10 protein-coding genes and 1 pseudogene are annotated in these 9282 nt (G+C 75.8%); 7 read left to right on the forward strand and 4 right to left on the reverse strand.

Annotated features, from left to right (window positions below; genetic code table 11):
- Positions 1 to 100 precede the first annotated feature (100 nt).
- Positions 101 to 580 (reverse strand): GNAT family N-acetyltransferase, encoded by a 480-nt coding sequence (locus tag GQS09_RS24120; protein WP_165989679.1) that lies wholly within the window; start codon positions 578 to 580, stop codon positions 101 to 103.
- An 88-nt stretch (positions 581 to 668) separates the two neighbouring features.
- On the opposite strand from GQS09_RS24120, the gene GQS09_RS24125 reads away from it, so the two are divergent.
- Positions 669 to 1469 carry an exodeoxyribonuclease III gene (locus tag GQS09_RS24125; RefSeq protein ID WP_313896313.1) on the forward strand — a complete coding sequence of 267 codons (801 nt, stop codon included), beginning with the start codon at positions 669 to 671 and terminating at the stop codon, positions 1467 to 1469.
- A gap of 145 nt (positions 1470 to 1614) precedes the next feature.
- Here the strand turns inward: GQS09_RS24125 and GQS09_RS24130 are convergent, their stop codons facing one another.
- Entirely contained in the window at positions 1615 to 1845 is a 231-nt protein-coding gene (locus GQS09_RS24130) for a hypothetical protein (RefSeq protein WP_165989682.1), read from the reverse strand.
- Between the two features lie 147 nt (positions 1846 to 1992).
- A complete protein-coding gene (locus GQS09_RS24135) occupies positions 1993 to 3084 on the reverse strand; it encodes an LLM class flavin-dependent oxidoreductase (protein WP_165989684.1) in 1092 nt (363 codons plus the stop codon).
- A gap of 286 nt (positions 3085 to 3370) precedes the next feature.
- Between GQS09_RS24135 and GQS09_RS24140 the strand changes: the two genes are divergently transcribed.
- The 3 genes from GQS09_RS24140 (at position 3371) to GQS09_RS24150 (ending at position 6546) form a co-directional block, all read left to right on the forward strand.
- Positions 3371 to 3607, forward strand: coding sequence for a hypothetical protein (locus GQS09_RS24140; protein WP_165989686.1), 237 nt, complete (start codon positions 3371 to 3373; stop codon positions 3605 to 3607).
- A gap of 168 nt (positions 3608 to 3775) precedes the next feature.
- The gene (locus GQS09_RS24145; RefSeq protein WP_165989688.1) at positions 3776 to 5713 is read left to right on the forward strand and encodes a serine/threonine-protein kinase; all 1938 of its coding nucleotides are present in this window, start codon (positions 3776 to 3778) and stop codon (positions 5711 to 5713) included.
- A complete protein-coding gene (locus tag GQS09_RS24150) occupies positions 5710 to 6546 on the forward strand; it encodes a hypothetical protein (protein ID WP_243761736.1) in 837 nt (278 codons plus the stop codon). The genes GQS09_RS24145 and GQS09_RS24150 overlap by 4 nt, the downstream gene beginning before the upstream one ends.
- Before the next feature lie 39 nt (positions 6547 to 6585).
- Here GQS09_RS24150 and GQS09_RS24155 read toward each other — a convergent pair whose 3' ends face one another.
- Entirely contained in the window at positions 6586 to 6777 is a 192-nt protein-coding gene (locus GQS09_RS24155; protein WP_165989690.1) for a hypothetical protein, read from the reverse strand.
- Between the two features lie 173 nt (positions 6778 to 6950).
- Here GQS09_RS24155 and GQS09_RS24160 point away from each other — a divergent pair, with 173 nt between their 5' ends.
- From GQS09_RS24160 to GQS09_RS31070, 3 genes and pseudogenes are all read left to right on the forward strand, one after another.
- On the forward strand, positions 6951 to 7769 hold the full coding sequence (locus GQS09_RS24160; RefSeq protein ID WP_165989692.1) for a maleylpyruvate isomerase family mycothiol-dependent enzyme: 819 nt from the start codon (positions 6951 to 6953) through the stop codon (positions 7767 to 7769).
- A gap of 413 nt (positions 7770 to 8182) precedes the next feature.
- Positions 8183 to 8779, forward strand: a complete 597-nt coding sequence (locus tag GQS09_RS31065) for a serine/threonine-protein kinase (RefSeq protein ID WP_399552591.1) — start codon at positions 8183 to 8185, stop codon at positions 8777 to 8779.
- 35 nt (positions 8780 to 8814) lie between these two features.
- Positions 8815 to 9282: pseudogene (locus GQS09_RS31070) on the forward strand (serine/threonine protein kinase); the annotation flags it as partial.

The following is a 9282-nucleotide window of genomic DNA, read 5'->3' on the forward strand; positions in this document are numbered from 1 at the left end:
GCCGGCGGCGGCCGGCAGCCGCAGCCCACCGGCACCCCGGCGTAACGCGCCGCCGGGCCGCCGGGCCGCCGCCGTCCGCTCCCGGACGGCGGCGGCCTTCTCACAGCTGCTTGGCGAAGCAGATGCTGCTCTCGTGGCAGCGGTAGTAGCCGAACTTGCGCGGCGCGGGCAGATAGCCGCTGGACCGGTAGAGCGCGATCGCCTCCGGCTGCTGGTCACCGGTCTCCAGCACCATGCGGCGGCGGCCCGCGGCCCGCGCGTCCTCCTCCAGCCGGGCCAGGATCAGCCGGGACAGCCCCCGGCGGCGCGCCTCGCGCACCACGAACATCCGCTTCAGCTCGGCATCGCCCGGCGAGTAGCCCTCCTCCTCGCAGTCCTGGGCGCGCCAGCCGCCGCTGCCCACCGGGCGGCCCAGGCCGTCGTACACCACCAGGAACAGCCCGTTCGGCGGGGCGAACATCCCCGGGTCCAGCACCGTGCGGTCGCCCCCGTCGCCGTAGCGCTCGTGGTACTCCTGCTGCACCAGGTCGTTGAGCTTCGACGCGTCGGGGTGGTCGAAGGGCACGGTCACGAACTCCATGCCGGACATCGTACGGGTGACCGAACCGGTGCCGTGGACTATTCCGTTCGCGTATGCTGCCGCGCGACACCGACCCCCGGAGAACGCTGTGTACACCGTCACGACTGTGAATGTGAACGGCCTGCGGGCCGCCGCCAGGAAGGGCTTCCGGGCCTGGCTGGCGGGGACCGAGGCCGATGTGGTGTGCCTCCAGGAGGTCCGCGCCGAGCCCGGCCAGCTCGACGACGAACTCCGCCGGCCGGCGGGCTGGCACGCCTACTGGGCCCCGGCCGCCGCCAAGGGCAGGTCAGGGGTGGCGATTCTCACCCGCACCGAGCCGGAACGGCTGCGCATCGGATTCGGCGAACCGGAGTTCGACACCTCCGGCCGCTATCTGGAGGCCGACCTGCCCGGCCTGACCGTGGCCAGCCTCTACCTGCCCTCCGGAGAGGCGGGAACGGAGCGCCAGGCCGAGAAGGAACGCTTCATGGCGGCCTTCCTGCCCTACCTGGCCGGGCTGCGCAAGCGCGCCGCGGACGAGGGCCGGGAGGTGCTGGTGTGCGGCGACTGGAACATCGCCCACCGCAGCGCCGATCTGAAGAACTGGCGGGCCAACCAGAAGAACTCCGGCTTCCTTCCCGAGGAACGCGCCTGGCTGTCGCGGGTCCTCGGCGAGGAGGGCGGCTACACCGACGTGGTGCGTGCCCTGCATCCGGACGTCAGCGGCCCGTACTCCTGGTGGTCCTACCGGGGGCGGGCCTTCGACAACGACGCCGGATGGCGGATCGACTACCACGTCGCCACCCCCGGACTGGCCGGGCGCTGCGTCAAGGCCCGCGTGGAGCGGGCCGCCACCCATGAGGAGCGGTGGTCCGACCACGCCCCGGTCACCGCCGTGTACGGGCCCTGAGCCCGGGGCGGCGGCCTCGGCCGTCGTGGCGGCGGTCAGACCGGGGGGTGGCCGGGCCGCCGCCACGACACCGGGACGCCCGGGCGGACGCCTGCCCACGGCCGGGCCCCGGAGGCCGGGGGCCGGCGCCCGCAGACCGGCCGGATCACTTCAGGAACGCGTCACCGTGCTGCGTGATGTGCGCCTCCAGTGCGGTGAGCGCGGACCGCACCTCCTGCTCGGTGCCGCTGCCGCGCTCCTTGCGGTAGTAGGCCGCGCCCAGCCGGCGCAGCAGATCGTTGCCGGTCCGCTGGGTCTGGACCTCCTCGATCTTCTCCCGGCCCTGCCGGAGTCCGCGCTGCGCCTGAGTCCTGGCCCGGTCCATGAAGCTTGACACGGTGTTATCCCTCCTCGCCCGTCGACGGCTTGCCACCCCGGCCCCTCCCCCGGGCCCCTCTGCCACGCTACGTCCGTTCCGTCCGCTCCGCAGCCGAGCGCTTCCCGGCCGGCCCCGCGTGTCCTCGCGGCGCGCCCGGGGCCGGGCTCAGCCGGCGCCGCCGGGCAGCCCGTAGGCCCCGGCGATCAGTTCGTAGCTGCGCAGCCGGGCGTCCGGACCGTGCGCGTTGGTGGTGATCATCAGCTCCTGCACGCCGGTGCGCGCGGCCAGCCCGTCCAGACCGTCCCGCACCGCGTCCGGGGTGCCGTGGACCACATGGGCCAGCCAGCCGTCCACGATCTCCTTCTCCACCGGGCTGAACGGATACCCCTCGGCCTCCTCCGGGGTCGGGATCGGCCCGGGGGCGCCGCGCCGCAGCCGCATCATGGCCACCGCCCCGGTCAGCACCTGGCGGTGGGCGGTGCGTTCGTCCCCGGCCGCCAGGGCCTGCACCCCGATCAGCGCATACGGCTCGTCCAGCACCGCCGAGGGCCGGAAACTGCCCCGGTACAGCTCCAGCGCAGGCAGTGTGGCCGCGGCCGCGAAGTGGTGTGCGAACGCGAACGGCAGCCCGAGCCGGCCGGCCAGCTCGGCGCTGAAGCCGGAGGAGCCCAGCAGCCACACGGGCGGGCGGGCGGTGGCGCCCTGCACCGGCCCCGGCACCGCGTGGACCCGGCGGTAGCGGTGGGTGGGCGGGAAATCCCCGTCCAGGAAGCCCAGGAGCTCGGTGAGCTGCTGCGGGAAGTCCTCGGCCCCTTCCCGCAGCCGGTCGGTGCGGCGCAGCGCGGCGGCCGTGGCCCCGTCCGAGCCGGGCGCCCGCCCCAGCCCCAGGTCGATCCGGCCCGGCGCCAGCGCCTCCAGGGTGCCGAACTGCTCGGCGATCACCAGCGGGGCATGGTTGGGCAGCATCACCCCGCCCGAGCCGAGCCGGATGCGGGAGGTGTGCGCGGCCAGATGGGACAGCAGCACGGCGGGCGAGGAGCTGGCCACCCCGGGGAGGGAGTGGTGCTCGGCCACCCAGAGCCGGTGGTAGCCGAGTTCCTCGGCCCGGCGGGCCAGCCGCACCGAGGCGGCCAGCGCCTCCCGGGCGGTGTGGCCGGTGCCCACGGTGGCCAGGTCCAGCACCGACAGCACGGCCGGTGCACTCCCGGCGGGCCGGGCCCGTATCGCCGCCGCCGCTCCGCCGCCCGTGCCGTCCATCCGTCCTGCTCCTCTCCTCCGGCCGCGGCCGGTCCGCCGGCCCCGCCTGTGCAACCAGCCGGGCGGCCTCCGGCATTCCACCCCTCCCCGCCCCGCTCCGCTCCGCGCCCTGACGGCCGGGAGGTGCGCCGGCCGGACATGCCCCGCACGGGTGAGGGTGCTGCGCCGGACGGGGCGGCGGCCGCGCGCCCCGTGCGGCGGCACGCCCGCGTCCGGGGATCCTTGCGGCTGACCGGCAACCAGCCACCGGCGAGCAGCCGCCCCGGCAGCGAGGAGGGAACCAGCCATGGCCCAGTGCGAGGTCTGCGGCAACGACTACCGGATGTCCTTCGAGGTTCACGCGGCGGGCGCGGTGCACACCTTCGACAGCATCGAGTGCGCCGCCCAGCGGATGGCCCCCATCTGTGAGCACTGCAACTGCCGCATCCTGGGCCACGGCCTGGAGACCGAGGAGGGCCAGTTCTTCTGCTGCGCGCACTGCGCGCGGATGATGGGCCAGCCCCAGCTGGTGGACCACGCGTAGCGCACCGGGACAGCGCGCCGACACCCGGACGGGACCCGGTTGTTACCGGACCGGCCATGGCAACCGGCGGCAGGACTGGCATCATTTCTGCCCGAGGGGGCGCACGTCCGGGGTTTTCGCAACCCCGGGCGGAGGAACGGGACGAGGTGACACTGGGGGGAACCACTCATGTCAGACATATTTGGCTCGGCTGCCCCGGGCGGGCCGCCCGGGAGCGGAGGCCGGCCCGCCGGTGACGGCGACTGGACGGTGCCCGGCTACGCCGGCATCCGGGAACTCGGCGCCGGGGCCGGCGGCCGCGTGGTCGTCGCGGTGCACGACGGGACCGGCCGCTCCGTCGCCATCAAGTACCTGGGCGAGGAGCTCCGTTCGGACGACGGCTTCCGCCGGGCCTTCCGCACCGAGGCCGAACTCCTCGGCAGCCTGCGCTCCCCGCACGTGGCCGGGCTGTACGAGTACGTGGAGGGGCCGCGCGGCGCCGCCATCGTGATGGAGCTGGTGAACGGCGTTCCGCTGCGTGCCCTGCTCACCCAGGAAGGGCCCACCGGCCCGGAAGCGGCGCTGGTGGTGCTCAAGGGCTCGCTGCTCGGGCTGGCCGCGGCCCACGCCTCCGGCGTGGTGCACCGCGACTACAAGCCCGAGAACGTGCTGGTCGGACAGGACGGCAGCTCCAAGCTGGTGGACTTCGGCATCGCCACGCGCAGCGGCGGCGAGGTCTCCGGGATCAGCGGCACCCCGCCGTACATGGCGCCCGAGCAGTGGCAGGGTGCCCCGGCCGGCGCCGCCACCGACGTCTATGCCGCCACGGTCACCTTCTTCGAGTGCCTCACCGGGCGGCGGCCGTACCGGGGGGCAAGTCTCGCGGAGCTGGCGGTGGCGCACACCACCGAGCCGATCCCGCTTCAGGACGTGCCCGAGGCGGTGCGGGAGCTGGTGGCGCGCGGCATGGCCAAGGACCCGGCCCTGCGGCCCTCGGACGCGCTGGCGTTCGTCGAGGAGCTGGAGCGGGTGGCCGGGCAGACCTACGGGCCGCGGTGGGAGGAGCGCGGGCAGCGGCGGCTGGCGGCGCTCGCCGCCCTGCTGCCGCTGTTCTTCCCGTGGCCGGACGGCCCGCCCGCGGGCAGCACCGACCTGGCCGTCACCATGCTGCCGGGCCGCGGATCGCCCGCCCGGAAGGCCACCCCGCCGGGCCGGGACATCGGGAACTGGCTGGTCTCCGGCGGGGCGCTGCTGGCGGGCGCGCTGATCATCGCCGGCACCGTGCTGCCCGGGGTGTGGGCGGCGGGCGAGGGCGAGGCCCGGGCCGAGGCCACCACCATGCCGAGCCCGGAGGACACCGACGGCACCCCGCTGGACATCGGCGACCCGGAGCCGGATGACCCGGAGGACCCGGAGGACGGCGTCTCCCCGGAGGAGACCGGGCCCACCGACGAGGAATCCGGCGGGGAGACCGAGGAGCCCGCCGGACCGGAGGAGGAACCGGACGACGGGGCCACCGCCACCGGCGGCGGCGCCACCGGCGCCACCGGCGGTTCGGCCGGGGGCTCCGCCACGGCCTCGGGCGGCACGGCCACGGACGGCGGAACCACCACGGACGGGACCACCTCCGGCGGCACCACTTCCTCCGGCTCGACCAGCTCCGGCCCGGCCGGCTCCGGCCCGGCCGGCTCCGGGTCCACGACGGACGGCGGCACCACCGGCGAGACCACTGGTGAGACCACTGGCGAGACCACCAACGGCGGCACCGAGGAACCGCCCCCGCCGACCGGCGTCAACGCCGTCAGATTCACCGACGCCTCGATCGTGAGCTGTGGCCGGGGCTGCTACGCCGCCCACGCGGACGCACAGATCTACCCCAGCGGCGACGGCCCGGTGACCCTCTCGGCCCAGTGGTACGAGGCAACCGGGCCGAATGAGACCGGCAAGCCGGTCGGCGAGGCCAGGACGCAGACCTTCGAAGGGTCCAAGGCCTACACCTGGCCGCTCCAGCTGGACAACGTGACCCTCTACACCTGCCGGATCTGGTACCGGCTCGTGGTCACGCCGGTCTCGCCCACGCCCGGGAAGGGCAACGAGGTCTCCATCGACGCGGGGTGCCTCGGATGACACAGCCGCCCCAGGACCCCCGGACCGGCGCGCTCTGGCGCGGGCCGGAGCCGGAGCAGAACACCGACGAGGCGACGGTCCGCCTGCCCGGCGGCAGCGGCAGGGGCGGTGAGGACGGCTACAGCGCGACCGAGCTGGACGGCTCCTGGGACGGAGCGGCCGACGGGGTCGGCGGGACCGGCGGGGGCACCGCCCCGCTGCCCCTTGCGCTGCCCGGGGAGCCCGCGGACCAGCAGCCCACCGCGCTGGCGCCCGGCCGCACCCCCGATCCGGACGGGACCGCGCGCACCCTGCGCGATCCGGACGTGCCCGGCGGCCACGGGGAGGAGGTCCTGCGCTTCGGCCCGGGGCCGCCCGGCGCGGCGGAGGACCCGTCCCACGGCACCGCCGCCGGGATCTGGCGCGGCGAGACCCCGCCGGGCGGCACCCGCCCGGCGGGCCGCCTCCGCTGGCTGCGCCGCTACGGCCTGGCCGTGGTGGTGCTGATCGCGGTGGCCGCGTTCCTGCTGTGGGACCGCACCGGGCCGGGGCTGGAGATCACCGCCGTCTCCGCCCGCACCGACGCCACGTCCGCCTGCGACTCCACCGCGGACGTCGTCGGGGTCGTCCGCACCAACGGCCGCCCCGGCACCCTCACCTACCAGTGGTCGCGCAGCGACGGCACCTCCTCGGGGGTGCTCAAGGAGCGGGTCACCCGGGGCCAGACGGAGGTGCTGCTGCACCTGCTGTGGACGTTCCAGGGCGAGGGCACCGTGACGGCCACCGCTCAGCTCCGGATCACCGAGCCGAGCACCCACACGGCGTCCGTCTCCTTCACCTACACCTGCCCCTGACCGGCGTCCGCCCCGGGCGGTGGCCGGGGCGGACGCCGGTCAGGGCAGAAGGCGTTCGACGGCCGCGGAACCCTCCTCCTCCAGCACCTTGCGGGCGCGTGCCACGCGCTCGGGGGTGGGTTCCCGGCCGGAGAGCCGCACCAGGTCCTCCGGGTCGATCGGACGGTCGCCACCGCTGTGCAGCAGACGGTCCGGTGTGGGCAGATTCTCCTCGGCGGGCTGTTCAGTCATGGGGGCTCCCTCCGTGCCCGGCGGACGGACGTCCCCACCACGCTATGCCTGCCGTCCGGCCCTCGCATGCCGGAGCCGCGGGGCCGCCCGCCGCCCCCGGCCCCCGCTTCCGGCCTGCCCCCGACCCCCGCTTCCGGCCTGCTTTGTCAGTGGCCCGTGCTACGACAGCACCCATGACCGACAGCGCCCTCTCGGCTTCCTCCCCGCACACTTCCTCCCTCCCCTACGCCGAGCTCCTCTCCCGGATCGAGGAACGCTCGGCCGCCTTCCGGGAGGCCGTGGCCGCCGCACCCGATCAGGCCGCCCGGGTGCCGGGCTGCCCGGACTGGTCGCTGCGCGACCTGGTGGCCCATCTCGGTGATGTGCACCGCTCCTGGGCGGCGGTGGTCGCCGCCGGCCCGTCCGGCACACCGCCCACCGAGGAGCAGCTCGGCGATCTCAGGCCCCACGGCGACCTGCTCACCTGGTCGGCCGACTCCACCGCGCTGCTGCTCTCCGCGCTCCGGTCCGCCGACCCGGACCGCGGCTGCTGGACCTGGTGGGGCTCCTCCGGCGCACCGCAGACCGTGGGCGCGGTGGCCCGCCACCAGCTCCAGGAGGCGGCCGTGCACACCTACGACGCCCAGGAGGCCGCCGGCCGCCCGCGGCCCGTCCCCACGGCCGTCGCCCTGGACGGCATCCCCGAATTCCTCACCGTCTCCCTGGGCACCGCCGGCCGCTGGCCGCAGCCCCCGGCCGCCGTCACCCTCGCCTGCGACGAGGGCCCCGCCTGGACCGTCTCCCTGCCCCTCTCCTCGCCCCCGGCCCCGGCCGTCGACGGGGACGGCGGCGGGGACGGCGGCGGGGACGGAGCCGGCGCAGCGGCCACCCTCCGGGGACCGGCCGACCGCCTCCTGCTCGTCCTGCACCGCCGCATCCCCCTCACCGCCCTCGGCATCGCCGGCGACCGGGACCTCGCCACCCACTTCATCGCCTGGCCCGGCCTGGACTGACTGTGACCCGGGAACCACTGCGAGGGCGGGGAGCGGCATGGCATTCCGCGGCGGGGCCGGGCGGCTGGGAACCGGAACAACAGCGGCGGAGAGGCGATCGGTGAGATCCTGACCGGCGATGCGGATTCCCCCCGAAGCAGCGCCGCCCCGGCAGCGGCACGCGGCCGGCCTGCGGCGGCGCGGCCCGAGCCGCTCCGCACCCGACCCCCCACGCCCTCACGTCCCACGGGCGCTCTGCCGCGCTCTCCGGCGCCTTCCTCCGGCTCTCACCCCGCTCTCCTCCCGGCCCGTTCCGCACCAGGTGCCGGCCCGCTCCGGACCGCCCCGCCCCGCCGTTCCGGGTTCGCGGCGGTTCGCCCCGGCATCAACAAGTACTGTGTGCTCCGGCGTTCAGTGATACACATGGGGGATCGATGACCGCGAATCACGGGGGCGCGGCACAGCATCACGGCGGCCACCGGGCGGTGGCGGGCATGCATCCGCTGCGCCCGGAGGACCCTGCCCAGGTGGGGAGGTTCCGGCCCGCGGCCCGGCTGGGCACCGGCGGCATGGGAACCGTCTACCTCGCCCACACACCGGGCGGCCAGCCGGTGGCGCTGAAGGTGGTCCGGCCCGAGCTGGCCGAGGCCGCCGACTTCCGCCGCCGTTTCGAGCAGGAGGTACGGGCCGCCCGCCGGGTGCAGGGCCTGTACACCGTGCCGGTGCTGGACGCGGACACCGAGGGCCCGGTGCCCTGGCTCGCCACCGCCTATGTGGCCGGTCCCGCGCTGAGCGAGGCCGTCGCCGTCCACGGCCCGCTGCCGGAGCACACCGTGCTGCTGCTGGTCGCCGGGGTCGCCGAGGCGCTGCAGTCCATCCATGCGGCCGGGGTGGTGCACCGCGACCTCAAGCCGTCCAATGTGCTGCTGACCGCCGACGGACCGCGGGTCATCGACTTCGGCATCGCCCGGGCCACGGACGCGACGTCCCTGACCGACGCGGGAAGCCGCNCACGGACGCGACGTCCCTGACCGACGCGGGAAGCCGCATCGGCACTCCCGCCTACATGGCCCCCGAGCAGGTCATGACCGGAAGTGTGGGCCCGCAGGCCGATGTCTTCGCGCTCGGACTGCTGGCGCACTACGCCGCCACCGGACGAGGTGCCTTCGGCGAGGGCGACCCGCAGGCGATGCTCTACCGGGTGGTGCACGACGAGCCCGACCTCAGCCGCCTGCCGGCCGGGCTGTGGGGGCTGGTCGCCGGATGCCTGGCCAAGGACCCCGCCGCGCGGACCGCCCCGGCCGCGCTGATCGAAGCCTGCCGGGGCCTGTCACCGGGCGCGGAGCTGCGCCGGGACACGGCCTGGCTGCCGGACGCCGTGGCACAGGAGATCACGGCGCGCGCCGCTCACCGCGCCCCGCCGCCGGACGATCGGCTCCGCGCGGCACCCGCCACCCCGGCCGGGGGGTTCGGCCCGGTCATCGGCCACACCCCGCCGGGCGCCACGCCCCACCCGGGGACGCCGTGGCAGGTG

The sequence above is a fragment of the Streptomyces sp. YIM 98790 genome, from assembly GCF_011421595.1.
Lineage (GTDB): Bacteria > Actinomycetota > Actinomycetes > Streptomycetales > Streptomycetaceae > Streptomyces.

Coding starts and splice junctions, on each gene's coding strand:
- GQS09_RS24120 (WP_165989679.1), bottom strand. CDS start 580: ATGGAGTTCGTGACCGTGCCCTTCGACCACCCCGACGCGTCGAAGCTC.
- GQS09_RS24135 (WP_165989684.1), bottom strand. CDS start 3,084: ATGGACGGCACGGGCGGCGGAGCGGCGGCGGCGATACGGGCCCGGCCC.
- GQS09_RS24140 (WP_165989686.1), top strand. CDS start 3,371: ATGGCCCAGTGCGAGGTCTGCGGCAACGACTACCGGATGTCCTTCGAG.
- GQS09_RS24145 (WP_165989688.1), top strand. CDS start 3,776: ATGTCAGACATATTTGGCTCGGCTGCCCCGGGCGGGCCGCCCGGGAGC.
- GQS09_RS24150 (WP_243761736.1), top strand. CDS start 5,710: ATGACACAGCCGCCCCAGGACCCCCGGACCGGCGCGCTCTGGCGCGGG.
- GQS09_RS24155 (WP_165989690.1), bottom strand. CDS start 6,777: ATGACTGAACAGCCCGCCGAGGAGAATCTGCCCACACCGGACCGTCTG.
- GQS09_RS24160 (WP_165989692.1), top strand. CDS start 6,951: ATGACCGACAGCGCCCTCTCGGCTTCCTCCCCGCACACTTCCTCCCTC.